Genomic DNA, 25,946 nt, shown 5'->3' on the forward strand with positions numbered 1-25,946 from the left:
AAATGAACGGACAGATATTTCAACAAATTGAAACCTTTGCTGAGTCGATGATGAAGGCGGCTGAAGCGGATAACGAAAAAGAGTTTTATTCGGTTTACGCTGAACTGGAAGCTTTAGCTGAGCAGTATAAAGGTAAAAAGAGCGATCATCCTGTGTTTTGGGAGACGTTAGCTGACTTCGCAGAAGAAAACCAAGATGCGATCAAACTCTATCAGCAAGCTTATCAGTTGGCTGATAGTTTAAAAGAGACAGAGTATAAAGCGTCGATTCAATACTCTTTAGCTCAGCGCTTGTTTGAAGAAGGTCAAAAAGAGGATGCGCTGGAAGCATTAGCTAAAGCGGAAAAATTTGCGGGGTTCACTGAAGATCAGGAACTTCAAGAAGATATTCAGCAGTTAAGATCTGGGATCGAATAATCGACACTGTCTAAAATATAAAATGGACAAAAACAAAAAAACGGAGCAGAAGCTCCGTTTTTAGTTTCTATATTAAGCTTAGTCTATACGTACTGCTACATAACGACCTGGTGCTGGTTCGATAACGCTGTGCTCATCGTTACCAGGTGCAGCTGGAGCTGCAACTTTCTTACCTGCACGACGCTTCAACCACTCAGCCCAGTGAGGCCACCATGAACCTTCCTGACGCTCAGCAGATTCTAACCAGCTGTCTGCGCCGTTACCTAGTTCGCCGTTGATCCAGTAGTTACGACGGTTCTTAGAGGCTGGGTTGATAACTCCCGCAACGTGACCGCTTGCACCTAGAACAAACTCGTTTTTGCCTTTCAATAGTTCAGTACCTTCGAAAGTACCTTTCCATGGAGCAATGTGATCTTCGATTGTAGATAGGAAGTAGCAAGGGATCTTGATCTTACCTAGATCGATTTTCTCACCGCAGATAGTTAACTGGTCTTTCTGAGTTAGACCATTTTCCATGTACATGTTGTTGATGTAGTAAGTGTACATGCCAGCAGGAAGGTTGGTTGAATCACTGTTCCAGTAAAGGATGTCGAACGGAGGAGGTGTCTGACCTTTAAGGTAGTTGTTAACAACATAAGACCAGATTAGATCGTTTGAACGTAGCATGTTGAAAGACGTAGCAAGCTCACGGCCACTTAGGTAGCCCTGATTATTCACTTTATCTTCTAGTTTCTTAATCTGCTGTTCGTCAATGAATACACATAGGTCACCCGGATCAGTGAAGTCTAGGAGTGTGGTGAAGAACGTTGCAGAAGCGATAGACGTATCTTTACGTGCAGCCATTACAGCTAGAGCAGTAGTTAGCAGAGTACCACCTACACACCATGCTACCGCGTTAACTTTGTCGCTCTTAGTAATGTCTTGAACTACTTGGGTTGCTTTTAGGATACCTTTCTCTACGTAATCATCCCAAGTGATATGACCTTGTTCAATCGTTGGGTTCAACCAAGAGATAACGAAGGTCGTTTGGCCTTGGTCAACACAGTATTTCACGTAAGAATTGCTTTCTTGCAGGTCAAGAATGTAGAACTTGTTGATGCAAGGAGGCACGATCATTGTTGGACGAGCGTAAGTCTCTTCAGTTGTTGGCTTATACTGAATCAGCTGGAACATCTCGTTTTCAAATACGACAGAACCTTCAGTCGTTGCAATGTTCTCACCTAGAACAAACGCAGACTCGTCAGTCATAGAGATGCGGCCTTTCTCAGCATCACCTAGTAGGTTTTTAAGACCGTCAACTAAGCTTTGACCTTTAGTTTCCAACGCTTGTTGAAGAACTTCAGGGTTAGTGATTGCAAAGTTAGTTGGAGACATCGCATCGATATATTGCTGCGTGTAGAACTCAAGCTTCTTCTGTTCTTGGTCAGAAAGATTAGCATTAGCTGCCATTTCCTGAAGAAGCTTAGAGCTTAGTAGGTAAGACTGCTTGATGTAATCGAAAACTGGGTTCTGAGACCATTCTTCAGCTTGGAAGCGACGGTCGCCACGTGCTGGTTCAGCAACTGATCCGCTGCTTTTACCTGTCAGAAGATTAGTCCAAAGGCTCATCTGGCTCTGCTGATAATCGGTAATTGCACGGATCCAAACGGTAGGGTCTTCCCAGGAGCGGTTAGCTAACTCTGTCCAGGATTGCGTGAACTTAGTGAAAATATCATCACAGCCGGAAGCTGAGAACATCTCCAATACTTTCTGGGTTTCGGTATTCAGGTAGTCAATAAACTCCTGAGGGTTGGAAAGCAGGTTGCTATTGTTGTCCATTGGGTCGCCTTTCTTTGTCATATCCGTCCTTCCATCTTGCTTGCTTCACATAATCGTTACGAGTATGGAGTCGTGGAAATACAAGTTTTACGGTTTAACTCACAATATCGCAACTTTTAATTGCGTTTTCGTGAATATATCTGTCCAGCATATTCTTGTGCGGTGCAATGTATCAAGGTATTCCTTGGTCGATCACACTAAGGTGTTAAGGCCTTGGTTCAATAAATATCATACCGTTTGTAGATAAAACGCATGTTTTTTGTAGTGCTTTTAACTATTCATTCGGTGCCGTTCATCAATCATATCGTCGATATGTTGCAGAATTTTATAACTCTCTTCTTCCGCATTTCGCATGTGCTCTACAATCTCTTTACGGATTGATTTGTCTTTCTTCCAGTTCTGATCACGGTAAGAAACTGCTTTTAAAACAGAGTGATGCACAGCTGCATGAGGTGCATCCATCAACTTGTAAGCTTTTGTGCTTTTAAAGGATTCAAAGCCTTCACCTTCAAAGTACCATTGACCTAAACGACAATCAGTATGGCAAACACTTACAGCCTGTAATTCTTCTGTACGGTCTTTTGTGTCATCTAAAGCAACATAACCATTTTGTTTAAAAATAACGTGGTCGGCTTTTATTAGGGAACCAAAAGTGCAGTCTTTGGCATAGGCAATATAACGTTGGGTATCTTCTGCAGAGGTCGCAATGTTGGCAAACTGCTCTCTAAATTGCTGAACTTGAGTGTTGATCTCTTCTGCAGCTTGTGAAGAAATTTCTGCTTGTTGAACCATATCTGCAACACGTTCACTGAAGCTATTGATGGTTTCTGTCACCTCAATCGCAGCCTCTTTGGTTCGATTGGATAGGGCTTTTACCTCATCAGCAACGACAGCAAATCCGCGACCTTGTTCTCCCGCTCTAGCAGCCTCAATAGCAGCGTTAAGCGCGAGTAAGCTAGTTTGGTCAGCGATCTCGGTAATGATCGATAAGGAGGATGAAACCTTTGTGCTGTCAGCCTCTAAGGCTTTAGTTACCTCGGATACACTGGTGATGTTCGCTGTAATGCTCGCGAGAGCACCGCTCATGTTATCGACGCTGCTTTGGCTATTGGCAGCGGCTTGACCATTTTTGGCAGCGATTGACTCTACTTGCTCCATCTCTTCAGAAATTTTGACTAAATCGGACTGGTTTCGTCTGAGGTTTTCAATCAAATGGCTGGTATTCAGATTGTGTAGCTCTGACTTAAGTTGGTTGGAGGCTAGAAACTTTGCGCCTTCCTCCATTTTTTCCAGCGAAGCATTGATTTGAGAGAGGGATTTTCTCAAACGACCTGGCATTCCTTTGTAGAGGGCTTTTCGATCATAACGGCCTTCAGCAACATAGCTAAAGCAGGCATCGACCTCTTTAAAGTAAGATTCCACTCGATCCAAAAGATCGTTTAGTTCCCAGGCAACTTTGCCTACTTCCCCGAGTCCGGATACAGATGTGATACGGGTGCTGAAATCACCATCATTGGCTTTGATCAACGTGTTATTGATCCGTTCTAGGGCATTTATTGCATAGGCATTAGATTTCAATGTGTAGACGGTTAAGGCTATTGCTGAAATAAATGGGATGATCTGCCAGTAGGGGATATCAGCAAAAAAAATGCTACCCAATAAAGAGCCGAGTAATAATATGTTCCAGCATATGACCAAGCGCTTTGCGCGAGAGCGTAAGAATGGAACACCACGGCTGGTTGCATTAGAAAATTGTTTGTCTGACATCCGCATTATTCTTGGTCCAGCCCCATAACAACTTCGAAATAGCCTTTGCCTAAGGATTGCAGTTTAAAATTGAGCAATTCGATAGATTTTTCGGCTGCCTGACTGGTAGGCGTACGTTTTTCCAGTGCTAACATCTCTGCATAAATAGGGGTGAGGGTATTTATGGCCTGTTGGCTAGGTTTACGACGCACCGAGTAGTAGCCTGTAAGCTGCCCTTGAGCATCGTAATCTGGTGTTACGTTGGCAAATACCCAGTAATAAGAGCCATCTCGGCAGAGATTTTTTACATAGCCAAAAAACTCTTTTTCTTGCTGTAAGGTTTGCCACATAAATTTAAATACACCGCGGGGCATATCAGGATGGCGAATAATATTGTGTTGTTTGCCTAGTAGTTCAGCTTCGTTGTAGCCAGCGATCTGCATAAAGACGCGATTAATATAGGTGATACGTCCTTTTGTGTCGGTTTTTGACACGATAAATTCATCATTGTTTAAACGTACTTCGTCGTTTTTCGGTATGATCTGGTTTTTCATTCGCTATATAAGTTGATGATTGCGATTAATTGGCCGCGGACTCTAACATGCAGAGTGTAGACATTCTGTGATCTAGCTCAGGTCTCCGGTCGAACGGTCTGAAAAAACGAGTTAGTTAGGGTAAATAGAGTGAGAGAACTGGAATTGATGGGAACCGTCGGTTGCCATTTGTGTGAAGTGGCAGAGCAATTGATAGCGTCTTCTGTGGATATGCAGAAGTATGCGATCTATCAGGTTGATATTGCTGATGACGATGATTTAGTTGAGCGATATGGCGTGAAAATTCCAGTTTTGTTGGATTTGGAGAGTAAAGATGAGCTGGAATGGCCGTTTGATCAATCCCAGCTTCTAGAATTTCTACAGCGCGTATCTAATTGAGTCCAAAGAACTTGCAGGTAGTTTGATAAATAGCCTGCTGTAGCTGTTCTAACTCTACGCTTCTTAGTTCTGCAACCTTTCTCGCTATGTGCGGAAGGTAGATCGGAAGGTTACGGCGAGATTTAGGTTTCGGTTTTATATCTCGAGGAAGAAGGTAGGGGGCATCTGTCTCCAGCATCAGTCGATCTGCGGGAATATCTTTAACCAGCTTTTGTAGATTTAATCCACGCCTTTCGTCACAGATCCAACCTGTAATGCCAATGTGCATATCCAGATCTAAATAGTTATACAGCTCTTCTTTGTTGCCGGTGAAACAATGCGCTACGGCGTTGGGAATATGGTCTCGATAGCTGTAAAGAATTTCCAGCTGTTTTTTATGTGCGTCTCGTTCATGGAGAAACAGAGGTTGTTGGCGTGTGCATGCGATTTCAAGTTGCGTTTCAAAAGCTCTGACTTGCTGTTCCGGTGTGGAAAAATTCCGATTGAAGTCTAATCCCATCTCGCCTGCAGCGATGACACAGTCCTCTTGTAATAGCGCATCCAACTCTTGCAGTTGATTGACTGTGTGATCTTTTGCGTAGTGGGGATGAACTCCTGCGGTGCAGTAAAGATGTTCAGGATATTTTTGGCATAACTCGATAGCTTGTAAGCTCTCTTCGAGTGTTGTGCCTGTAATGATTAGATGTTCAATACCCTGTTCTAATGCTTGCTGGATTACATCCTCCCTATCTTTATCAAAACTACTGTCGGTAAGGTTAACGCCAATATCAATCCAGCAAGGATTAGTCATACAGATGTCTTCTTTTACTATTTGTTTATAAAGCAGTTTTCTTGCTTTGGTTAACGGCTAACAAGGCGATTTGCTTATCGTTAAGTAAGCTTGCTTGTCGACCTTCTAAGCGATCATAAATGACACGGAATGCTAATACACTTTGAACATATTTGCGTGTTTCTTTAAACGGAATGGTTTCAATCCAGATGTCTAAAGGCAGATCGCCACGTTGCTTGAGCCACTTAGTTACACGGTGGGGGCCTGCATTGTAAGCAGCTGCTGCGTAGGCAGGGTTGTTGTCGAATTTCTTCAACATATCACCTAAGTAGGCAGAACCTAGCGTAATATTGATCTCTGGTTTATCTAACTCTGCATTTTTCTTATAAGGAACTTCATGCTTTTTAGCTGTAAGTTTGGCTGTTTGAGGCATTAACTGCATTAGGCCTCGTGCACCAACACGGGATGTAGCGTTGAATAGGAACGCACTTTCTTGGCGGGCTATAGCAACAGGGAAGCTTAGATCGAGATCGTTTTTAACCGCATGCTCTTTAAATAGTTTTGCATGAGGGTAAGGGAAGCGAAGATCTATATGATCCCAACGCTCTGTTTTGGCAGCATTGATAATCGCTTGTAGGTGCCAACCCCAAGAATTGGCTAGATAACCTGCAAGGTTCTTTTGCTGTTCGTCCATCTGAGATAGAGCGAGGCGCCATTCTCGATTAGCTTCGGTCAATCGACCTAGTTTGAATAATTCGCCTGCGCGTGCAGCAGCAGGTAACTTGGCTAACTCATCTAGCTGCTCTTGAGTTACAGCATCTGATTTAGCATTAAGCTGGAAAGGACTTTGATTTAACTCTGCTGCTAAGAAACCGTAAAAACTCCGGTCTTTAGCGACTTCGGCTATTTTCTCTTTTTGATCGGTTTTGGGCTTAAGGTGCCTTTCAGCAATGAGAGACCAGTATTGCCATTTAGAATCTTTTTTCTCTTCTTCATTGAGATGGCTAATTGCTTCTGCAACCGTCTCCCAATCTTGTTTAGCTAAGGCATTACGAATACGTCGCTCTGTTAGTTCTTCAATGCGGTATTCAGGGTCAAGCTGCTTGCTCAATTTGATCGCTTGGCTGTGATAGGTCCAATTCAGACGCTCGCCCATGTATAGACTGACTTTATCTTGATCAACCTGTGGCATCAGCTCGTCGCGTTTTTTAATCCAAGTTTGAGAGGCTGTTATTGGTTGCTTTCGATACCAGCGTTTATAAACGATGGCGGCGGCTATAGGGCGTTGAGCCTTATCGATTCTATCTAAAGTTGAGCTATTAACGAGTTCTGGAGAGTTGTAGAGTTTCCAGAAAAGCTCAGCTTGTTGCTTCTGTTTTTTATCTTTGATCTTCTTCGTTAGATAGCGAGCGAGTTTAATTTCATTCTGTTCAACACTCATCCAAAAACGCTGGGAAGCTTCATTCGATGTTGGTCGGCCGGTTGCCATCCAGGCTTTGAAAAGTGGATCACAAGCTTTAGGTTGGGATTTGCCTACCATCCAAAGTTCACGTGCCTGATATAGAGCAGCCTTTTTCTGCTTCGAATTGCCATTGAGCAGCGCTGTTTGTTGTTGGCACTCATAGCGAATGCTAGTAACTGGGTGGTTACTAAAATGCTTACGGTAGGACGTCCATTTTTTATTTTTAGCCAGATGATTTAGCCAAGTGCGGTTAAGTCGGTTGGCTATCGGTAGTTCTGGATATTTTTCGATAAACGCTGATACGTTTCCGGAATTAGATTTGTACAGCCTCTTTAGCTCGTATTGATAATCTAAATAAGGGGCTAAAGGGTAATCAGTAAGCGATTTTCGAGCTTTCTTAAAAGATTGAGCCTTATTCTGTTTGAGATAGGTTTCAGCTTGCAGAAATTGTTTGCGTTGTTGCTCGATGGAAGCGTACGAAAGCGGTGCTGTAATAAGTAGCGATGTTAAAGTGAACACACCGGTTGTTGTTTGCCAAAAAGGTTTCATTTTCAAGTCCTATGAATAATCCATTATCACTTTATACGATAGATTAACGGCTTAATTAAATAATAATTTACCTGAATGCAGCATTTTCATGCATATCTGTCGAAAATGAGTAGAATAGCGGCCTCAATGAACAAAAGCTGACCTATCATGCCTCTGATTCGACTCGATAAAATATCCATGGCCTTTGGCGCCAAACCTCTACTAGATAACGTTGATTTCCAAATTGATCCCGGTGAACGGGTTGCTTTGGTCGGCATGAATGGTGCTGGTAAATCAACACTATTAAAGTTGGTGGCAGGTCATCACAAAGCTGATGGTGGTGAGTTTTGGGTTTCGCCAACCTGTCGAATCGCAGAATTACCTCAGGCAATGCCTGCGGCGGATGAGCGCTTAGTGCGCGATGTTGTAACTGCGGGTTTGGGTGATATTCAAAAGCTACGTCAGGATTATGATGAGCTAGCTGCATCTGAAAATGCAGATATGAAGGTACTAGATAAGCTTCAGCATCAAATTGAAGCGGTTGATGGTTGGCAGTTAGAACAACGCGTCCAGCGTGTGATTGAACAGTTGGATCTTCCAGGCGATAAGTTAATGTCTGAACTGTCTGGTGGTTGGCGTCGTCGTACCGCGTTAGGTGCCGCTTTAGTTCAGAATCCTGATCTTTTATTACTCGATGAGCCTACCAACCATTTAGATATCGAGACTATCGAGTGGCTGGAGCAGCAACTGCTTGAATTTAAAGGTGGCTTGTTGATTATCTCTCACGATAGAGCGTTGGTGGATCGCTTGGCGACTCGTATCGTAGAGCTTGATCGAGGGGTGCTTTCATCGTTCCCAGGTAGTTATTCTGCTTACATGGATCTGAAGCAGAAGATGCTTGAGGACGAAGAAAAGCAGAACGCTCTGTTCGATAAACGTCTGGCGCAAGAAGAAACTTGGATTCGTCAAGGCATTAAAGCACGTCGAACCCGTAATGAAGGTCGTGTGCGAGCCCTTAAAAAGATGCGTAACGAACGAGCAGATCGACGTGAGCGCGGTGGTAAGGCTAAGTTTTCTCTTGAGGAAGCAGCTCGTAGCGGTAAGTTGGTTGCTGAACTTAAAAATGTGTCGTTGGGTTATGCTGGCAATCCATTGTTTAGTAACTTTGATTTTGTCTTGCAACGTGGTGATCGTATCGGTCTTATCGGGCCAAATGGTGCCGGTAAGAGTAGTTTGCTAAGCGTGCTTTTGGGTAAGCAATCTCCAGATCAAGGTGAAGTGAAGCTCGGTACGAATTTGAAAGTTGCTTACTTTGATCAGTTACGTGCACAGGTTGATCCTGAAAAAACAGTGATGGATAACATCGCCGAAGGTCGAGAGAGTATCAGTATCAATGGTCGAGATCGTCACCTGATCAGTTACTTGAATGACTTTATGTTTGCGCCTGAAAGAGCGCGAACGCCGGTAAAAGCTTTATCTGGTGGTGAGACAAACAGGGTTTTGCTAGCCAAACTCTTTAGTCAGCCAGCAAACCTGTTAGTGCTGGATGAGCCGACCAACGACCTGGATATTGAAACTCTAGAGTTACTCGAAGAGATTATTCTGGATTTTGATGGCACTATTCTCCTGGTAAGCCACGACCGTTCCTTCTTGGATAATGTGGTCACTAGCACCTTGGTATTCGAAGGTGACGGCCAACTGAATGAATATGTTGGTGGTTATCAAGACTGGTTGAGGCAGCGTCCTGAACCTGTCAAACAGGAGAGTAAGCAACCTAAAGCTGAAAAGCCAGAAGCTAAAGAAGCGGCGCCTTCTCAGCCAGCGAAAAAGAAAAAGCTAAGTTACAAACTGCAGCGTGAATTAGATGAGCTCCCTGCGAAGTTAGAGCAGGCGGAGGCGACTCTGGAAGCGCTGCAAACGGAAACAGCTGCTCCTGATTTTTATCAGCAGGATCATGAATTCGTAAGTCAGAAGCTCAGTGAATTACAAGATCAGGAATCGCTGGTTGAGCAATTGATGGATCGCTGGGTCGAGTTGGAAGCGATGCAGGAAGGGGAGTAACCCCTTCCTAGTCTTGATCCTGAATCCTGACTGCTAAAACATCACACTTAGCCCCATGTAGTACGCCGTTAGCGGTTGAACCTAGTAAAAGGGCGATACCGTGACGACCGTGGCTGCCTACAATAACCAGATCTATATCATAATCGTCAGCGAGTCGGTGGATCTCTGATTCGGTTTGACCTGTTACCACTAGCTGTTCAGTTACTGGATAATCTAGGGTCTCACAATAACGCTTGAGCTTTTGCTGGGCGTGTTTATCTAGTTGTTCCTGTATCGAGGTGAGATCCATCGGGACATCGCCGCCATAAGCAAAGCTGAGTGGTTCTATAACGTGAACTGCATAGAGCTGTGCATCGTTCGCTTTTGCAAGTTCATAGGCTTTACTTTTGAGCTGATCAGATTCGCTTGAGAGGTCTAAGGCTAAAAGTATCTTGGAATAAGTTCCCATAACTGCATCTCCACTAGCAAAGAGTTTAAGGCTGTTGAGAGTGAGTGACAGACTCTTTTAAAAGATTAGCATAGAGCGTTGCTGTGCGTACTCTGGTAACATCGCGTCAGCTGATTTCTATCAATAATTTAATAGGTTGTGTTATTTCTGAGTGTTTTACGCCAGTCATGTACAGCCTAGTATTCAATGTGTCCGCGCGTACGGTAATTGGGCTGAGGGTTTAGTAATGGAATGGATGATAATCGTTCTGATAATGATGTCTTTATTAGGCTCAATGATGTGGGTTATGCCCACTAAAAAGCAAAAATACCAAGCATCTTTGAGGCTTAAAGCAAAAGCGTTAGGCTTCCAAATACAACTCGAAAAGATGAAGCCGCCCAGAGCTCAGGGCGAGATGGAGCCAGACGAGCGTAATATGACTGCTTATCGAGTTTTGCGTGAAGGCTTAAGCCGTGAACAGAAGAATAACTTCAACGCTTGGCAAGTTTTTCGAGTCGAGTCCATTGCTAATATCGGTTTGAATGCTGGCTGGTGCTGGGCTCAAGGTGAGCGCACTTTGTCTGAGCCGCAGTTAGATGAGTTAAATGCACTGTTAGAGGAGCTCCCAAAGGGTGTTTTCTCTTTAGAATCAACGCCAGCTTATGTTGGTGTCCATTGGGATGAAGCGGGAAACAGTGATAAGGGTGAAGAGATAATGGAGTCTCTCTATCAAAAGCTTAAAGAGTTCAGTGAGGGCAATTTTTAATGTTACCACCGGTTGAAGTGCCTACAGGTCGTTATAAGCACTATAAAGGGCCTGAATACGTTGTTTTAGATGTGGCGCGACACTCTGAGACTGAAGAGTGGCTGGTAGTCTATAAGTTGGGTTACGGTGATGAATCTACCTGGGTGCGTCCGTTAGATATGTTTGTTGAGACGGTAACCCTAGAAGACGGCTCAGTTGTCCCTCGTTTTAAGAAGATAGATTAAAGAAGGCGATCTAAAGAATCTGCCAAAGTACCTTGCGAGCGCGGTTTTCTTGGTTGAATTCCTTCAATTAGGTTATCGACTGTTTCTAAGCGTGGTTTTTTAACCGTATGAGGGATGTTGGCTCTTACTAGTAAAGCTTTGGCGTGACGGTAATGGGAAACTGCCGTCATGGAGTCTTCGTTCTGTAAAAAACGATTGCCTTGGCTTACATGAGCGTCAGCAACCACAGTAATGCGTAACCAATAAAGTTCTTGTTTATAGCTCTGAGCTAGTGTGAGAGTAATCTTCCCACCTCTTGCTAATTGGACTACGAGCTTTTCGGCAAAGTTAATATAGATCTGCGCTCGCTTCAGTGCCTTGTCGCTATCGAAGACCTCTGCAGAAGCAAAGGCTTTATCTGCGGTATCTTTCTGCTGAGTGAGAGAATTAAACAGTTCTGAGTCTGGTGCTAGCATTGCAACCTCTTCAAGGAGAGAGGTGGCGTGCTCATTAATCTTTTGAATAATTTCGGGTTTGCAGTCTGCTTCACGCAGCACAGCAATAGCTTGCAGAATGTGTTCTGCCTGTCCTTTTAGCCAAGTAAGACGCTGATCTTTAGCTTCTTCCTGCTGCTCTCGAGTCGTAATTACAAAATTCACAGTAATGGCGACTAGGCCGACCACTGCGATAAGAATTACAAATAAAAGATTATCGTTAAGCATCAGTATTTTCTGGACGATTAAATTATTGTTAATTATGGTGAATATTGTGGCTTGTAAGTGCTGATAGGTAAAGTTCTTGTTGATCCATTGGTCTACTTTTATCGCAATTGCTGCTTGACCACAGCATTCTCAACACTTATATATGCTCCCAAATATTATTGTTAGTTAAGCGCTAAACTCGAAAGTGAACAGTTTTTGCACAGTAATATCGTGACAAGTTGCAAAAATAGATAGTTCTTCAGCGTTTAACCATGTAGCCCGAGGAAAGAAGGACGCTATGGGAAAATCCCTGGTAATCGTGGAATCACCCGCGAAAGCGAAGACCATTAACAAATATCTGGGTAATCAGTACGTTGTAAAATCCAGTGTGGGTCATATTCGCGACCTGCCAACCAGTGGCAGTACTAAAAAGAGCGATCCGAAAGAACGGGCTCGCCAAGCGGCTCTGACGCGTAAAATGTCGCCTGAACAAAAGGTTGTACATAAAAAGAAGAAGGCGCGTGAACAACTTATTGGCCGTATGGGGATCGATCCTGATAAAGGATGGGATCCGCATTACGAGATCCTTCCGGGTAAAGAAAAGGTTGTTGATGAGCTTAAACGTTTAGCTAAGAATGCTGACGAAATCTATCTCGCAACCGATTTGGACCGCGAAGGGGAAGCGATTGCATGGCACTTGCGTGAAGCGATTGGCGGTGATGATACGCGTTACCGTCGTGTTGTTTTCAACGAGATTACTAAAAAAGCAATCTCTGAAGCATTTGAACAGCCTTCTGCGCTGGACATGGACCGTGTTAATGCTCAGCAAGCGCGCCGATTTCTTGATCGTGTAGTTGGCTATATGGTTTCTCCGCTACTTTGGGAAAAAGTGGCACGTGGTTTATCTGCAGGTCGAGTTCAGTCGGTGGCCGTTAAGTTGGTCGTAGAGCGCGAAAAAGAGATCCGTGCATTTATTCCTGAGGAATTTTGGGAAGTACAGGCTGATACACTCACGAAGGATGAAGTTGCACTGAAATTACAGGTGCATCGAATAAACGGCGAAACTTTCCGTCCAGGTTCAGAAGCTGAAACTAAAGCGCACCTAGAACAACTGCGTTCAGCTTCATTTGAAGTTATCAGTCGTAAAGATAGACCGACCAGTAGTAAACCTTCAGCTCCATTTATCACATCAACACTGCAGCAGGCAGCGAGTACGCGCCTTGGTTTTGGTGTTAAGAAAACCATGATGATGGCGCAGCGTTTGTATGAAGCAGGTTACATCACCTATATGCGTACAGACTCGACCAACCTGAGTGCGGAAGCTGTTACTCACTGTCGTGAGTACATCGGTGATCATTTCGGTAGTAAATACCTACCTGAAACGCCTAACAGCTATAGCAGCAAAGAGGGCGCTCAAGAGGCTCACGAGGCGATTCGTCCATCTGATGTAAATGTAGAGGCTACTGCGCTTAAGAACATGGACAGAGACGCTGAGCGCTTGTACGAGCTAATTCGTCGTCAGTTCTTAGCTTGTCAGATGACTCCAGCGAAATTCCTAAGCACGCGTGTAACTGTGTCTGCCGGTGACTTTGAATTAGTTACCAAAGGTCGAATTTTGCAGTTTGATGGTTACACACGTGTTATGCCAGCTAAGGGGAAAGGTGAAGAAGATATTATCCTACCTGATGTCCAAGCTGGTGATAATCTGAATTTGGTCGAACTGTTGCCGAAGCAACATTTTACGAAACCGGCTCCTCGTTTCACTGAAGCAAGCCTTGTTAAAGAGCTTGAAAAACGAGGGATTGGTCGTCCGTCGACCTATGCAGCAATTATTTCTACGATCCAAGATCGTGGCTATGTAGAAGTTCAGAACCGACGTTTTTATGCTCAAAAAATGGGCGATATTGTGACCGAACGTCTAGGTGAAAACTTCTCTGACCTGATGGATTACAGCTTTACAGCGCGTATGGAAGAAAGCCTTGATGATGTGGCTGAAGGCAGTGCGGATTGGAAGGCACTGTTAGATCAGTTTTATGCTGATTTCTCTATGAAGCTGGAAGAGGCGCAGGATGCAGAGAACGGTATGCGTCCTAATGCACCTACAGAGACGGATATCTCTTGCCCTGATTGTGGCCGAGATATGATGATCCGCACAGGTAGTACAGGTGTGTTCTTGGGTTGTTCAGGCTATAGCTTGCCGCCAAAAGAGCGCTGTAAGTGTACAATTAACCTAGTCTCTGGGGACGAGGTTGTTAGCGCTGATGGCGATGATGAGGAAGAATCTCGAATTCTGCGCAAGAAACATCGTTGTAAGTTGTGTGGATCCGCAATGGATTCTTATCTGATTGATGAGAATCGTAAATTGCATGTGTGTGGTAATAACCCTGATTGCTCTGGTTTTGAAGTTGAGAAAGGTGAATACCGCATCAAAGGATACGATGGGCCTGTTTTAGAGTGTGATAAGTGTTCTGCAGAGATGCAGCTTAAGACCGGTCGTTTTGGTAAATACTTCGGCTGTACTGAGTGTAAAAACACCCGTAAGTTGTTGAAAAACGGTGAGCCTGCACCGCCTAAGATGGATCCAGTTCCTATGCCTGAGCTTCAATGCGAAAAGGTTGAGGATACTTACATCCTGCGTGATGGTGCGTCTGGTTTGTTCTTGGCAGCAAGCCAGTTCCCTAGAAACAGAGAAACACGTGCTCCGAAGATTGTGGAAATACTGCCACATCAGTCTGAGATTGATCCTAAATATGATTTCTTATTCAGTGCGCCTAAGAATGACTCTGAAGGTAATCTGAGTGTCATTCGATATAGCAGAAAGACCAAAGAGCAGTACGTTATGACCGAGGTCAATGGTAAAGCGACAGGTTGGCGTGCATTCTATCGCGATGGTAAATGGGTCGAAGAAGAGACCCGAAAAAAAGCGAAGAAGAAATAGTCGGGGATTTCATGAGCGGTATATATCAGGCACGCACGAATCAGAAGTTGAGCTTTACACGACTTCATCTAGAACAGCTTAAAAAAGCTCAAGATGACACCAGTTGGAGTAAGCATGCATTGATTGAGTCTTATAACGAATCAGTGCTGTTCCACCTGACGTCAGCCTACGATGCTTTTTTACGCGAAATTGCTGAATGGTATAAAGTCGATACGGAAACCTTTCAAGGTTATCGTGCGTTAGCAGCTGAAATGGGTGAGACCGGTGTCGAAAGTCCTGAGTTGAGCCAGTTAAGTAACTTAGAATCAGATGATTCATCTTGGTTGCATAAAATGATGTCTGCTTATGAGGCCTGCTGGCATGGCGCTGATTCCAAACAGGCTGTGACTGAAACTAGCAGTGTTTCTGAAATACATGTGCTGCAGATCAATCCTGATCACGCAGAGGATGGTGAAATCATTACCGAGTATCAAGCTTGGTTTGATTCGCTGTCTGAATTAGTTAATCGCCTTAGAGAAGGCATGCAAGAGTGGTAAATTAAGTGTCAGGACTAACACCCGAGACTGTGCTTGAAATAATCGAACTTGATGAAGGCGGCTTAGCAATCCGAAATATGGATAGCGATGAAGAGCCGATGATTAAAGTTAATTTTTCTGATGCACTTAAAGAGCAATTAAGTGATCAATATCTAGATGTAGCTCGTGTTATGTTAACTGCAGGCATCCAGATGATGGCAGAATCTGGGGTAGGTTTAGAAAAAGAGCCTGAAGAAGAAATCCCGCCAACTATTCATTAGGTAAGCTCCGATAATGAGCTCCTCTCAGGTAAAGCTCATTATTAGGGGGGATATTGCTGTGATTAGGCGCCTTAACAAACTAGAGAAGTACTCTTAGCTATGTTGACGGCGTCTAATAATGATTCCGTGGCTTTGCCCTTTTTTGGCTGCGCTTTCTAAGTCGTTAAACTCTTCATTGTTTAAGTATCCAGGCCATGAAATTACAGCATGGCTAGTGCCTGTGCTAAGTGCCTGTTTGGCAAGCTCAAAAGTACTGTGTTTGTTATCTGGGTTCAGCAGAATAACTTTGTTCAGATCGATACCTGCTTCAATCAGAAGATTTTTCGGTAACAGTACTGGGGGAGCAATCCACACAAACCAGCGATCATCCTGACTCAGTTGTGCAAGTAATGGCATCAACATTGGGATGTTAGAAAAATTTTCATCATGAACAACGATTTCAGTCATCGTGCCTGCTAATTGATTACTAGGCTTTTGCTTAGCGAAAATTTTTTCATTTGCAGATGTGTTCTGCACGATTGGTGCTGTTTGGTTTGCGTGAAATGCCATCATGGTTAGTTACCTCTACGAATAACGCCTACGCTTAAACCTTCTATTGCCAGTGGTTGTTCGTTTAAATCCACTACAATCGGTTCAAACTCTTCATTTTCAGCAATTAGATAAACGATATTACCTTCACGCTTAAAGCGTTTTACGGTGACCTCATCTTCTATTCGAGCGACTACAATCTGCCCATCCTTTGCTGTTTGGCACTGGTGTACTGCCAGTAGATCACCGTCCATGATACCTACATCTTTCATACTGCTGCCTTTCACCCTTAAGAGATAATCCGCCTTGGGGTGAAAGAAGTCAGAGGAGATTGTGCAGTGATCCTCAACATGCTCTTGAGCAAGTATTGGTGATCCTGCTGCAACCTGACCAACAATGGGTAGGCCGCTATTTTCCTCTTCCAGTTCAGGTACTCTGATACCGCGAGAAGTACCTGGAATAATTTCTATCGCGCCTTTTTTGGCTAGCGCTTTTAAGTGTTCTTCAGCTGCATTGGCTGATTTAAACCCTAAATCGCGGGCAATATCTGCGCGAGTAGGTGGGTAGCCGGTATCGCTAATGTGACGCTTGATGCAATCCAGAACTTCCGTTTGTCGTTTAGTCAGCTTCATGATCATGTCTGTTTGTTTATACAGTATGTGTATTTTTATACAGTATTTTTGGTTTGTAAAGCAACTTATGTTTTTTTATACAGTATTTTTGTTATTAAACATTCAGAACTGTTAGAATCGCGGCTAGTTTTTCGACGGATTACGATTTTGTTAGATAAGCAACTCAAGCAAACAATACAGCAGGCCTATAGTACTTTTCTCAATAACAGAGGATTGAAGTCTCGCTATGGCCAGAAGTTAATGATTGCGGAGATTGCGAAAACGCTTGGTGCGATTACAGTTAATTCCGAAGGCGAAAGGACTGGTGGTAAGCATATCTGTGTTACGGAGGCTGGTACCGGTACGGGTAAAACGATGGCCTATCTATTGGCTTCAGTTCCTATCGCACAGCAACGCAAAAAGAAAGTGGTTGTTTCTACAGCAACGGTTGCCCTTCAAGAACAGCTTATTCTAAAAGATCTCCCTCAGCTGATTAGTGATGCTGGTATCAATCTTACTTATGGTTTAGCTAAAGGCCGAGGTCGATATTTTTGTGTTTCCAATGCAGAGAAAGTATTGGAGCAACAAAATGAATTAGGCCAAATTGCATTGTATGAAGATGAAGTGGCTCAAAAACTTCAATCATCTGACATTGATGAAGTTAAATCTTTACTTAATCATTATGCCTCGGGCGAGTGGGATGGCGACAGGGATGCTTTAAAGAATACCGTACCTGATGCCGTTTGGCGGTTGTCTACTAGCGACCATATGCAGTGTACAAACCGTCGTTGCAGTAATTTTTCTATCTGTCCTTTTTTTAAGGCGAGACAAGAGTTGGATAAATGGGATCTGATCGTTGCCAATCACGATCTTGTTTTAGCTGATCTTTCTCTTGGTGGCGGCGCTATTCTTTCACCACCGGAAGATACCATCTATGTCTTTGATGAAGGCCACCACCTAGGCACTAAAACCACGGGGCATTTTTCATATAGCTTGCGGGTTAAATCAAGTATCCGTTGGATGAGTAAAGCGACGCGTAGTTTGAATAAGTTATTGAATGACGCGTCTGACCATATAGTGCTTCGGAATTATATCGAGAAGTTAGCTAATCCTTTTGCAGATATGGAAAATTCCTTGAAGGAAGTCCAACTGCTGTTAAATCAAATACTTGAAGATAAACTCCAAGGCCCAAGTGATCGCTATCGATTTGCGCAAGGGATGATCCCTGAGCCATTACAATTGTCTTTTCATAATTTTGCTCAGGCTGCTGAGAGAGTTGTTTTAAAATTTGAGCAGATTGTTGATCTATTGAAAGAAGGGATGGATGGTGAATTAGCCGATCTGCCCCTTGCTATCAGTGAAACATGGTATCCACAGATGGGTGTGCTGTTATCCCGTATGCAATCGATGTATTGGTTAGCTAAGTCCTATGCTGCATCTGATGCGACAGCAGGCCTACCGACGGCTCGCTGGATAGTGAAAGTAGATGGTAATGATGGCATCGACATTGAGTGTTGCAGTAGTCCTGTATCTGCTGCAGAAACCTTGCAAGAGCACCTCTGGAGAAATTGTTATGGTGCTGTTATTACTTCGGCTACGTTAACCGCGTTAGGACGTTTTGACCGGCTGTATGCCGATCTTGGTATACCTCCTGATAGTCCTTGCAATATCTTTATGAGTCCATTTGATTTCCAAAATTCTGCCGAATTACATGTACCTGCAATGAAGACCGATCCAGGAAATCCTGACGATCACAATGAAGAGATTTCGGCAATGTTATTGCCTATATTGCAGCAGGGTAGTGCATCCTTGGTGTTATTTAGCTCATGGCGTCAGATGCGGTATGTTCTTGAGCGTATGCCTGCTAGTATAACAGCAGATATTCTCGTGCAAGGTGAACTTGCAAAGCATGAGATTTTGCGACAACACAGAGTTCGTATCGATTCTAATAAACCAAGTATTATTTTTGGTTTAGCTTCTTTTGCTGAAGGTGTAGATTTACCTGGTGATTACCTTAAGCATGTAATTATCACAAAATTACCATTTGGGGTCCCGGATGATCCAGTTGAGGCAACCTATGGTGAATGGCTAGAATCTCAAGGGCGTAATCCTTTTCAAGAATGGGTTATACCGATGGCGTCAATGCGTCTCACACAGGCTACAGGGCGTTTATTACGAACTGAGAGCGATAGCGGCAAAATAACATTGCTTGATCGACGGTTTATTACCCGTCGTTATGGAAAGCAGCTCTTAGCCGCTTTACCGCCTTATCGGCGAAATTTTTCTTAGGAATTTGTGAATTGAGTACAGAAAATAAATCAGTTGAGCAGACTGAAAGTGCAAACAAAAAAAGAAATTCATCTGCACGTAAGCCTCAACGACGTCGTCGTTACAACAACCGATCTAAGGCGGCATCTTGGAGTCCGGAACAGTTCGTTGTGCCTGAGGTGGAAGGTAAGAAGCGTTTCTTAGATTTCGACCTGCCTGATGACGTACTTCATGCGGTTTCTGATCTTAAGTTTGAATACTGTACAGGTATTCAAGCTGAAACTATTCCTGCTGCACTAGCTGGTAAAGATATCATTGGTAAAGCGCAAACAGGAACAGGTAAAACAGCGGCATTTCTTTTAGGTATCATTACTGATCTTATTGATTATCCTTTAGATGAAAAACCACGTTTAGCTGAGCCTCGTGCTTTGGTCGTTGCACCGACGCGTGAACTTGCACTTCAAATTGCTGAAGATGCTAAAGGCCTAGCGAAGCATACAGGCTTACATGTCGTTAGCCTTGTTGGCGGTATGGATTATGAAAAACAACGCCAAAATCTTAAGCGTAAGCCGGTTGATATTTTAGTTGCTACGCCGGGGCGACTAATCGATTTTATCAATCGAAAAGATGTAGACCTATGGAACGTTGAAGTGCTTGTTCTTGATGAAGCCGATCGCATGCTGAGCATGGGCTTTATCCCTGATGTGAGAACGATCGTACGTAACACACCGCGCAAAGGTAGTGATCGACAAACACTACTTTACAGTGCAACGTTTACGGATGAAGTACTTAACCTAGCTGAGCAGTGGACTTTGGATGCGGTGAAAATTGAGATCGCACCCGAAATTAAAACTACAGATAACGTAAGTCAGACCGTTTACTTAGTCTCTGGTGAGCAAAAATATCGTTTGCTTCGTAACTACATGGATAAGGATCATGCGGAGAAGGTTATCGTATTTGGTAATCGCCGTGATGAGACGCGTAAGTTAGCAGATCGTCTATGTAAAGACGGAATTAAAGCTGCACTTATGTCTGGTGAAATTCCACAGCAAAAGCGCGTAAAAACACTAGAAGATTTCCGCAGTGGTAAAATTCAGGTGCTAGTTGCAACTGATGTTGCAGGTCGTGGCATCCACATTGATGGTGTTACCCACGTATTTAACTACCAGCTGCCAGAAGACCCTGATGACTATGTTCACCGTATCGGTCGTACCGGTCGTGCCGGTGCAACCGGTGCATCGATCTGTTTCGCTTGTGAAGATGATTCTTTCCTCATTCCAGAAATTGAAGCTGAAACAGGCGTTAAACTAGAATGTGTTCATCCTGAAGCGGAGCTTTTAGCTGAACCTAAATCTGCTAATTCTGAAGCAGCAGAAGAAACATCTGAAATTACTTCTGAAGCTGCTCCACTTGTAGAAAAAGAGCTAGAAGATACAACAGTTGGACAAGCGGCGGTTGACGAAGCAGAGCTTGACGAGACAAAGGTTGCAGAAACTGGCGAAGAAAAATCGGCTGAAGTAACACTGGAAGCTGTTCAGGAATCAAATACTGAGTTAGTAGAAGAAAAAACAAAAGAAGATGTAGCTGAAGAAAGTGCGGTTGAGCCTGTTGCAGCTGAAGAGTCTTCGGTTGAGACAGTTATTAACCCTGAAAGTGATGTTGAAAGTGACAGATCAGGACAAACACAAAACTAATCGTATCGCCTCTATTGCTGCCGTAGTTTTCAGCGCAGTCATCGCAGCTTTAGGTGTGGCAGGTTACCAGCGAACGGAAGATCCCTTGCAGCTTATGCTTTTTTTGGGCTTAGCTGCTTTGGGCTATCTAATCGTGATTTACCTGTTTAAGGGTGTCAATAAAGTCCTAGATAGTATGGACGATTCGGAAAAATAGTTGGTAGAAGCGAAATTTATCTATGTCTGATATTCGTAAGGTTGCAGTGCTGGGTGCAGGTAGCTTTGGCACGGTGATAGCGAACATTGTCGCTGATAATGGTCATAAAGTTAGTTTGTGGTTACGTGATCAGGAAAGAGCTGATCATATCAACGAGTACCATGAAAATCCTCGTTACCTTCCTGACTATCAACTTTCTAAAAATATCACTGCATCTTGTTCGTTAGAAAATGTACTCCAGGGTGCCGATCTGGTTTTTGTCTCTATTCCGAGTCAGTCATTTAGGCAGGTAATTGACCAAGCTAAGCCTTGGTTAAAGCCTGAGCAAATGCTTGTCAGTACAACTAAAGGGATTGAAGCTAAAACTTTTAGCTTGATGAGCGAGATCCTTACAGAAGAGGTGCCTGATGCTCGTATTGGTGTCTTAAGTGGTCCTAATCTGGCAAAAGAAGTGGCTGCTAAGCAGTTAACTGCAACGGTAATAGCAAGTGATTCTGCTGACGTTAGAGCACTCGTTCAGGGTATCCTACATAGTTCTTATTTTCGTGTTTATGCTAGCTCCGATACTTACGGAGTAGAGCTTGGTGGTACGCTTAAGAATATTTATGCGATTGCAGCGGGTTTAAGTGCTGCCCTTGGTATGGGTGAAAATACCAAGAGCATGTTGATGACGCGCAGCCTAGCCGAGATGAGTCGTTTTGCGGTGTGCATGGGGGCAAACCCTATGACATTTATTGGCCTAGCGGGTGTTGGTGATTTGATTGTGACCTGTATGTCGCCTTTAAGTCGTAATTATCGCGTTGGCTATGCGCTAGGTGAGGGTAAAACCTTAGATGAAGCAGTTGAGGCTTTAGGGCAAGTTGCTGAAGGTGTTAATACAATTAAGCACGTCAAAGAAAAAGCTGCTGCGATGGGCGTGTATATGCCACTTGTTGCAGGTTTATACGAAGTTGTATTCAATCATGCCCCGGTCGCTCAAGTTGTAAAAATGCTTATGATGAGTGAGCAGAGTACTGATGTTGAATTTGTCTTACCTAGAGAAGGCGAATGAATTTCTTCTTAATGCGTCATGGTGAAGCAGAGTTTTTTGCTGAATCTGATGCTCAGCGCAAATTGACGCCTGAAGGTGTTGAAAGGCTCACGTCAAGATTGGAGACTGCTGTACTTCACCTTAAAGATGTGGATTGTGTTATTCATAGTCCTTATGTAAGAGCCTGCCAGACTGCGGAAATAGTTAATCAGAAGCTAGGGGGACTGGAACAGTATATTTCTGAGCTTTGGACGCCAGAATCAAATCCTGCGACTGCTTTAGCCTTTCTAGAAAGCTTTGAAAGTCGTTCTCCACTCGTGGTTACCCATATGCCCCTAATCTCTTATGTAGAAGCAATCTGCTGTGAAGGGAGTGTTCATAACCCAGCTGCCTTCAATTGTGGCGAAATAGCCCAACTGCAAGCTGATTGGCCAGCAGCTGGGCTCGGACGCTTAGTTCGACGTTTCTAATTGTTTGATGGTGCCACTGCTATTCTCATCCTCCAGATCTTTTTGCATAAACTGCTGGTTCAGCTGCTGTAGATCTAAATTGTTTAGATAAGTACTCATCGCAATTTTCATTATCTTATCTCGTTCCTTATTACGATTCGTATAGTCATAGGCGATAGCTAAGTTTCTGTAGTAGATTAGCGAAGGAGACACCTTAATCTGTTCCTCAGCCCATTTTGCATAAAGCTTAGCAGGCTTAGGGTTGTTCTGACCAATCCCGATAAACATGTTCTGCCTTAGCAGTAAAAACGTAGTGTAATCCTCAAAATACTGTGATTTTAGGGGGGATTGAAGATAAATAGGGTTTTGTTGGCCGGTGTGGAAATAATTTATAAGTCCTGCATTGCCTACTTGAGCTTGCACTAGGGTATTTGTTGTTACTAAGGAAATTGCAGTCGCGGTAAGAGGGATTGTCTTGCTAGCTGATTTTGATAATTTAGACGTTGAGTAGATCTTTTTGCCTGATTGGTGGACTAAAAATAAAATTATCAGTAAAAGGAACCACGGAGTGTTGGATATGTAAAAGGGTAACTCGACCTGGGTGTGCAACGATATTGGCACCAACAGAGCTGCATATCCGAATCCACGCTGCCAACCGATTTTTACTAATTGAATAAATGTATAGATAGTTGCTATTAATATTCCAACAATGGCAAAGGTTCCACCTTCTATTAACCAGAAAACGAATTCATTGTGAGGATGACTAAATTTAGGTGAGTTTCCTAAATTGTGTTTTTCTAGTGTTTGGTTCATGGCACGTTTGTCTTGAAATACTTTTTGAAAGCTTCCTAAGCCATGTCCAAAAACAGGTGCTTCTGTATATAACTCCCATGACATTTCGTAAATTGTCCAGCGAATATCCTGTCCCATAATTCTATCAAACTTTTGTGTAGTAACCCCAAGCCCTTGGCTACCTAAAAAACCACCAATTATTGTAGTTATTAGCAATCCTAAAAATATTCTTTTTGATTTTAGGAAAATCTTCCAACGGCCAATAAGTAGCAACGTCAATGATAAGATAATCCCTAGTAAACCAACTCTCGACCCACTAACAATGATATTGTAGCTTGCGAACAAAGCAGTTATGTATAAAGCCACTAGGATTATTGGATTGAGGCTTTTATGTGATGGGCGACTTATTAAATAAAATACTAACGTTAAGACCGTTGCCATAACAGATGCTTGGATATTTACTTGCTGAAAAATACCTATTGCGATTGGATCGGCACTTTTAGGCACTATGTTCAGAATTATTGGTATGCCCTTGGTCTGTATAACTCCGTAAAATGCAGCTACTAATCCCATTGATAACAATATATACAGGCTTCTTTCTATCTGCTTTGATGTTAATTCAAATTGAAATAGAGAGATCAAAAATATATAGCCCCCACAAATAACTGATAGCCTTACTAACCATTCAGTTGGATTGTTATTTTCTGCAATATAACTGGTTATGATGGCTCCTAAAGGAAGCAGGGCTAGTGCTAGCCAATGTTTAGGCAAAACTATCCGGTCTTTTTTGTAAATCAAGAAGCTAGCAGAGGCAATTATCCAACTAGCAATTATCCAAATACTACTATTGTGAGGGACGCTTAAACCTTCTCCCCCGAGGTTAGGTTGATAATAAAAAGGGGATATAAGGAACATGATTCCAAATAGTATAAAAAAGACTTTTTGCGGCTTTTTTAAAGAGGGGTCTTTTTCCATTTGGAAATTGGAAGTCATGCTTTGAGTTTTCCTGTTGTTTGCTTCGAAAGAGATCTTATCGTAATTTCTGGTTATAGTATCTAACTGTTTTTTTCTAGAGTTTTCATTTGGGTATGGTAATAAAAACTGAGTTTGATATACAGATTCCAAACTATAAAATTGCAGCCGTTGAGTACGGAGATCCGGAAGGGTTCCCTGTTTTAGCTTTACATGGCTGGTTAGATAACGCTGCAAGTTTTTTTGGTTTAGCCCAAAATATCAAAGGAATTAGATTAATCGCAATTGATTTAATCGGACATGGGCGTTCTGACCATCGGCCTGATGCGATGCCATATTATATTTGGGATAATGTGACTGATCTTCATGCTGTTTTAGATGCACTTTCTCTTAAAAAAGTCAGTCTGATTGGTCATTCTATGGGAGCTGGTATTGCAATGTTCTTTGCGGGCGCTTTCCCAGAGAAAGTAGCTCGGCTAATGCTTATTGAGGGAGTCGCTCCTCTGTATTATGAAGAAAAGCTGTTACCCAAATTACTTGCTACAGCGGTTGTTAAACGTAGCAAATGTGCATCGAGAATGTTAAGGCCATATGCCACTTTTGAGGATGCTATTCAAGCTCGTATGAATGGTCGTTGGCCGGTTTCTAGAGAAGCGGCCGAGGCTCTATTAGAGCGTGGACTATCCAAAACTCAGAGGGGCTATATTTGGAGTAATGATCCTAAATTGATGATGCCATCGTTAGTTCGATTTAGTTCCTCACAAATTTCTTCTTTTGTTAATTCTGTAAAAGCAGAAGCTATAGTTGTAAGAGGAACAAAAGGTTTGGCTGACAGTATTATCAATCCTTGGCTGGATGACTTCTGCAATTTAGAAGTGATGGATATGGAAGGAGGGCATCATTTGCATTTAGAGCCTAAACCAGCAGCTTTGTTGGCTGAACGTATAAATCAATGGGCATGATGCACCATTATCAGAGTTACGTTTTCAGGAGTATGGAATGCGTTTATTAGTACCTTGGTTGTTTTTTGTTTTTTCACTGAATGTTCAGTCTGCTTCCGATATTAGAGGCAGCAGTGACTATGGCTCATTTGAGCGTTTTCCTCGATCAACAATTGTTCAGTACAAAGAGATTGAAAATGCGGATTATCGTTTTGTATTAGGTGGGCTCGAAAAGATTGATGGTGTTATAGCACCCGAAAAAGAAGAGCGTTTAAGTGGTAAGTTGTATCAGTTGACCTACCGTGTTCCACAAAATCATTCCTCTGAGGAGGTCTTTTCGTTCTTTTCAACGCAAATGCAAGAGCAAGGGGCAATCGAACAATTTAATTGTCAGGGGCGGGCATGTGGAAGCAGTAACCAATGGGCCAATACCATTTTTAAGTATTCAAGATTGTATGGTTTGGATACCACTCAGCGAGTAGCTACCTTCAAAAATGATCAACGTTACTTCGCTTTGTATTCAGTCCAGAGAGGTAACAAAAAAGTCTATTTACGATTAGATGTTTTGGAAACATCCTCAGATCATTCTGGGTTAGATAAGAGTGAGTTGGCTCAAGAGTATGTAGATACTGAAGAAGGTTTCGAAAAACTTTTAGCCTTCATTCAAAGCAATCCAGCGCAACAGTTTTGGATTGTTTCAGCCGATTTTTCAGCAGGTTCCCATCAGGAAAAGCTTAATAGTGCGCTAGAGCACGGTAATCACTTAAAAGATCAGCTAATAGCTAAAGGCGTTTTGGCTGAACAAGTGAATGTACACCCCGTTGGAGCTTTTGGAGTAAAGGCAAAAACTGGTGATGTAAAAATCATGATCTATAAAGAAGATATGTAATTAGCTTAAAGGA

General features: G+C 43.0%; 24 protein-coding genes and 1 pseudogene. 15 read left to right on the top strand and 10 right to left on the bottom strand.

Annotated elements, in window-relative coordinates; genetic code table 11:
• Nucleotides 1-2 precede the first annotated feature (2 nt).
• Nucleotides 3-416: a tetratricopeptide repeat protein gene (locus ACMXYV_RS05900; protein WP_415890840.1), complete on the top strand. Its 414-nt coding sequence runs from the start codon at nucleotides 3-5 to the stop codon at nucleotides 414-416.
• Between the two features lie 78 nt (nucleotides 417-494).
• Here ACMXYV_RS05900 and ACMXYV_RS05905 read toward each other — a convergent pair whose 3' ends face one another.
• The 3 genes from ACMXYV_RS05905 to ACMXYV_RS05915 form a co-directional block, all read right to left on the bottom strand.
• Nucleotides 495-2,255: a PHA/PHB synthase family protein gene (locus ACMXYV_RS05905; RefSeq protein ID WP_415890841.1), complete on the bottom strand. Its 1,761-nt coding sequence runs from the start codon at nucleotides 2,253-2,255 to the stop codon at nucleotides 495-497.
• Between the two features lie 249 nt (nucleotides 2,256-2,504).
• Complete coding sequence (locus ACMXYV_RS05910) at nucleotides 2,505-4,001, bottom strand: methyl-accepting chemotaxis protein (RefSeq protein WP_415890842.1); 1,497 nt, start codon at nucleotides 3,999-4,001, stop codon at nucleotides 2,505-2,507.
• Between the two features lie 5 nt (nucleotides 4,002-4,006).
• Nucleotides 4,007-4,534 carry a PAS domain-containing protein gene (locus tag ACMXYV_RS05915; RefSeq protein WP_415890843.1) on the bottom strand — a complete coding sequence of 176 codons (528 nt, stop codon included), beginning with the start codon at nucleotides 4,532-4,534 and terminating at the stop codon, nucleotides 4,007-4,009.
• 129 nt (nucleotides 4,535-4,663) lie between these two features.
• On the opposite strand from ACMXYV_RS05915, the gene ACMXYV_RS05920 reads away from it, so the two are divergent.
• Entirely contained in the window at nucleotides 4,664-4,912 is a 249-nt protein-coding gene (locus tag ACMXYV_RS05920) for a glutaredoxin family protein (RefSeq protein ID WP_415890844.1), read from the top strand.
• Here ACMXYV_RS05920 and ACMXYV_RS05925 read toward each other — a convergent pair.
• Complete coding sequence (locus ACMXYV_RS05925; RefSeq protein WP_415890845.1) at nucleotides 4,905-5,702, bottom strand: TatD family hydrolase; 798 nt, start codon at nucleotides 5,700-5,702, stop codon at nucleotides 4,905-4,907. The genes ACMXYV_RS05920 and ACMXYV_RS05925 overlap by 8 nt on opposite strands.
• Nucleotides 5,703-5,727: 25 nt before the next feature.
• Complete coding sequence (locus tag ACMXYV_RS05930; protein WP_415890846.1) at nucleotides 5,728-7,692, bottom strand: transglycosylase SLT domain-containing protein; 1,965 nt, start codon at nucleotides 7,690-7,692, stop codon at nucleotides 5,728-5,730.
• 147 nt (nucleotides 7,693-7,839) lie between these two features.
• Between ACMXYV_RS05930 and ACMXYV_RS05935 the strand changes: the two genes are divergently transcribed.
• A complete protein-coding gene (locus ACMXYV_RS05935; protein ID WP_415890847.1) occupies nucleotides 7,840-9,732 on the top strand; it encodes an ATP-binding cassette domain-containing protein in 1,893 nt (630 codons plus the stop codon).
• A gap of 7 nt (nucleotides 9,733-9,739) precedes the next feature.
• On the opposite strand, the gene ACMXYV_RS05940 is transcribed toward ACMXYV_RS05935, so the two are convergent.
• A complete protein-coding gene (locus ACMXYV_RS05940; protein ID WP_415890848.1) occupies nucleotides 9,740-10,180 on the bottom strand; it encodes a universal stress protein in 441 nt (146 codons plus the stop codon).
• Nucleotides 10,181-10,406: 226 nt separating this feature from the next.
• Between ACMXYV_RS05940 and ACMXYV_RS05945 the strand changes: the two genes are divergently transcribed.
• Nucleotides 10,407-10,925 carry a hypothetical protein gene (locus tag ACMXYV_RS05945; protein ID WP_415890849.1) on the top strand — a complete coding sequence of 173 codons (519 nt, stop codon included), beginning with the start codon at nucleotides 10,407-10,409 and terminating at the stop codon, nucleotides 10,923-10,925.
• Nucleotides 10,925-11,149 carry a DUF1653 domain-containing protein gene (locus tag ACMXYV_RS05950; protein ID WP_415890850.1) on the top strand — a complete coding sequence of 75 codons (225 nt, stop codon included), beginning with the start codon at nucleotides 10,925-10,927 and terminating at the stop codon, nucleotides 11,147-11,149. The genes ACMXYV_RS05945 and ACMXYV_RS05950 overlap by 1 nt, the downstream gene beginning before the upstream one ends.
• On the opposite strand, the gene ACMXYV_RS05955 is transcribed toward ACMXYV_RS05950, so the two are convergent.
• On the bottom strand, nucleotides 11,146-11,850 hold the full coding sequence (locus tag ACMXYV_RS05955) for a DNA topoisomerase I (protein ID WP_415890851.1): 705 nt from the start codon (nucleotides 11,848-11,850) through the stop codon (nucleotides 11,146-11,148). The genes ACMXYV_RS05950 and ACMXYV_RS05955 overlap by 4 nt on opposite strands.
• 277 nt (nucleotides 11,851-12,127) lie before the next feature.
• On the opposite strand from ACMXYV_RS05955, the gene topA reads away from it, so the two are divergent.
• From topA to ACMXYV_RS05970, 3 genes are read left to right on the top strand one after another with little or no spacing between them, the layout of a single operon-like run.
• Nucleotides 12,128-14,767, top strand: a complete 2,640-nt coding sequence (gene topA, locus ACMXYV_RS05960) for a type I DNA topoisomerase (protein WP_415890852.1) — start codon at nucleotides 12,128-12,130, stop codon at nucleotides 14,765-14,767.
• 11 nt (nucleotides 14,768-14,778) lie between these two features.
• Nucleotides 14,779-15,303 carry a DUF6586 family protein gene (locus tag ACMXYV_RS05965; RefSeq protein ID WP_415890853.1) on the top strand — a complete coding sequence of 175 codons (525 nt, stop codon included), beginning with the start codon at nucleotides 14,779-14,781 and terminating at the stop codon, nucleotides 15,301-15,303.
• Nucleotides 15,304-15,308: 5 nt separating this feature from the next.
• Nucleotides 15,309-15,563, top strand: a complete 255-nt coding sequence (locus tag ACMXYV_RS05970; protein ID WP_415890854.1) for a hypothetical protein — start codon at nucleotides 15,309-15,311, stop codon at nucleotides 15,561-15,563.
• 93 nt (nucleotides 15,564-15,656) lie between these two features.
• Here the strand turns inward: ACMXYV_RS05970 and ACMXYV_RS05975 are convergent, their stop codons facing one another.
• The gene (locus ACMXYV_RS05975; protein ID WP_415890855.1) at nucleotides 15,657-16,115 is read right to left on the bottom strand and encodes a cell division inhibitor SulA; all 459 of its coding nucleotides are present in this window, start codon (nucleotides 16,113-16,115) and stop codon (nucleotides 15,657-15,659) included.
• Nucleotides 16,116-16,117: 2 nt separating this feature from the next.
• Nucleotides 16,118-16,726, bottom strand: a complete 609-nt coding sequence (lexA, locus tag ACMXYV_RS05980; RefSeq protein WP_415891427.1) for a transcriptional repressor LexA — start codon at nucleotides 16,724-16,726, stop codon at nucleotides 16,118-16,120.
• A 144-nt stretch (nucleotides 16,727-16,870) separates the two neighbouring features.
• On the opposite strand from lexA, the gene dinG reads away from it, so the two are divergent.
• From dinG to sixA, 5 genes and pseudogenes are all read left to right on the top strand, one after another.
• The gene (dinG, locus tag ACMXYV_RS05985) at nucleotides 16,871-18,991 is read left to right on the top strand and encodes an ATP-dependent DNA helicase DinG (RefSeq protein ID WP_415890856.1); all 2,121 of its coding nucleotides are present in this window, start codon (nucleotides 16,871-16,873) and stop codon (nucleotides 18,989-18,991) included.
• A gap of 11 nt (nucleotides 18,992-19,002) precedes the next feature.
• Nucleotides 19,003-20,310 (top strand): annotated as a pseudogene (locus ACMXYV_RS05990) (DEAD/DEAH box helicase); the annotation flags it as partial.
• Between the two features lie 325 nt (nucleotides 20,311-20,635).
• Nucleotides 20,636-20,860, top strand: a complete 225-nt coding sequence (locus tag ACMXYV_RS05995) for a hypothetical protein (protein ID WP_415884097.1) — start codon at nucleotides 20,636-20,638, stop codon at nucleotides 20,858-20,860.
• Between the two features lie 22 nt (nucleotides 20,861-20,882).
• Complete coding sequence (locus tag ACMXYV_RS06000; RefSeq protein WP_415890857.1) at nucleotides 20,883-21,911, top strand: NAD(P)H-dependent glycerol-3-phosphate dehydrogenase; 1,029 nt, start codon at nucleotides 20,883-20,885, stop codon at nucleotides 21,909-21,911.
• Entirely contained in the window at nucleotides 21,908-22,360 is a 453-nt protein-coding gene (gene sixA / locus ACMXYV_RS06005) for a phosphohistidine phosphatase SixA (protein ID WP_415890858.1), read from the top strand. Before ACMXYV_RS06000 ends, sixA begins: the two co-directional genes overlap by 4 nt.
• Here sixA and ACMXYV_RS06010 read toward each other — a convergent pair.
• Nucleotides 22,343-24,124 (bottom strand): Wzy polymerase domain-containing protein, encoded by a 1,782-nt coding sequence (locus ACMXYV_RS06010; RefSeq protein WP_415890859.1) that lies wholly within the window; start codon nucleotides 24,122-24,124, stop codon nucleotides 22,343-22,345. The genes sixA and ACMXYV_RS06010 overlap by 18 nt on opposite strands.
• 95 nt (nucleotides 24,125-24,219) lie before the next feature.
• On the opposite strand from ACMXYV_RS06010, the gene ACMXYV_RS06015 reads away from it, so the two are divergent.
• Both ACMXYV_RS06015 and ACMXYV_RS06020 read left to right on the top strand, forming a co-directional pair.
• Nucleotides 24,220-25,065, top strand: a complete 846-nt coding sequence (locus ACMXYV_RS06015; RefSeq protein ID WP_415891428.1) for an alpha/beta fold hydrolase — start codon at nucleotides 24,220-24,222, stop codon at nucleotides 25,063-25,065.
• A gap of 37 nt (nucleotides 25,066-25,102) precedes the next feature.
• Nucleotides 25,103-25,933: a DUF4892 domain-containing protein gene (locus ACMXYV_RS06020; RefSeq protein ID WP_415890860.1), complete on the top strand. Its 831-nt coding sequence runs from the start codon at nucleotides 25,103-25,105 to the stop codon at nucleotides 25,931-25,933.
• Nucleotides 25,934-25,946: the final 13 nt, after the last annotated feature.

The sequence above is a fragment of the Neptuniibacter sp. SY11_33 genome (assembly GCF_047778025.1).
Taxonomy (GTDB): Bacteria; Pseudomonadota; Gammaproteobacteria; order Pseudomonadales; family Balneatricaceae; genus Neptuniibacter.

Bases quoted from the DNA above. Each gene is read 5' to 3' on its own strand.
- ACMXYV_RS05900 (WP_415890840.1), top strand. From the start codon at position 3: ATGAACGGACAGATATTTCAACAAATTGAAACCTTTGCTGAGTCGATG.
- ACMXYV_RS05905 (WP_415890841.1), bottom strand. From the start codon at position 2,255: ATGACAAAGAAAGGCGACCCAATGGACAACAATAGCAACCTGCTTTCC.
- ACMXYV_RS05910 (WP_415890842.1), bottom strand. From the start codon at position 4,001: ATGTCAGACAAACAATTTTCTAATGCAACCAGCCGTGGTGTTCCATTC.
- ACMXYV_RS05915 (WP_415890843.1), bottom strand. From the start codon at position 4,534: ATGAAAAACCAGATCATACCGAAAAACGACGAAGTACGTTTAAACAAT.
- ACMXYV_RS05925 (WP_415890845.1), bottom strand. From the start codon at position 5,702: ATGACTAATCCTTGCTGGATTGATATTGGCGTTAACCTTACCGACAGT.
- ACMXYV_RS05930 (WP_415890846.1), bottom strand. From the start codon at position 7,692: ATGAAACCTTTTTGGCAAACAACAACCGGTGTGTTCACTTTAACATCG.
- ACMXYV_RS05935 (WP_415890847.1), top strand. From the start codon at position 7,840: ATGCCTCTGATTCGACTCGATAAAATATCCATGGCCTTTGGCGCCAAA.
- ACMXYV_RS05940 (WP_415890848.1), bottom strand. From the start codon at position 10,180: ATGGGAACTTATTCCAAGATACTTTTAGCCTTAGACCTCTCAAGCGAA.
- ACMXYV_RS05945 (WP_415890849.1), top strand. From the start codon at position 10,407: ATGGAATGGATGATAATCGTTCTGATAATGATGTCTTTATTAGGCTCA.
- ACMXYV_RS05950 (WP_415890850.1), top strand. From the start codon at position 10,925: ATGTTACCACCGGTTGAAGTGCCTACAGGTCGTTATAAGCACTATAAA.
- ACMXYV_RS05955 (WP_415890851.1), bottom strand. From the start codon at position 11,850: ATGCTTAACGATAATCTTTTATTTGTAATTCTTATCGCAGTGGTCGGC.
- topA (WP_415890852.1), top strand. From the start codon at position 12,128: ATGGGAAAATCCCTGGTAATCGTGGAATCACCCGCGAAAGCGAAGACC.
- ACMXYV_RS05965 (WP_415890853.1), top strand. From the start codon at position 14,779: ATGAGCGGTATATATCAGGCACGCACGAATCAGAAGTTGAGCTTTACA.
- ACMXYV_RS05975 (WP_415890855.1), bottom strand. From the start codon at position 16,115: ATGATGGCATTTCACGCAAACCAAACAGCACCAATCGTGCAGAACACA.
- ACMXYV_RS06000 (WP_415890857.1), top strand. From the start codon at position 20,883: ATGTCTGATATTCGTAAGGTTGCAGTGCTGGGTGCAGGTAGCTTTGGC.
- sixA (WP_415890858.1), top strand. From the start codon at position 21,908: ATGAATTTCTTCTTAATGCGTCATGGTGAAGCAGAGTTTTTTGCTGAA.
- ACMXYV_RS06010 (WP_415890859.1), bottom strand. From the start codon at position 24,124: ATGACTTCCAATTTCCAAATGGAAAAAGACCCCTCTTTAAAAAAGCCG.
- ACMXYV_RS06015 (WP_415891428.1), top strand. From the start codon at position 24,220: ATGGTAATAAAAACTGAGTTTGATATACAGATTCCAAACTATAAAATT.
- ACMXYV_RS06020 (WP_415890860.1), top strand. From the start codon at position 25,103: ATGCGTTTATTAGTACCTTGGTTGTTTTTTGTTTTTTCACTGAATGTT.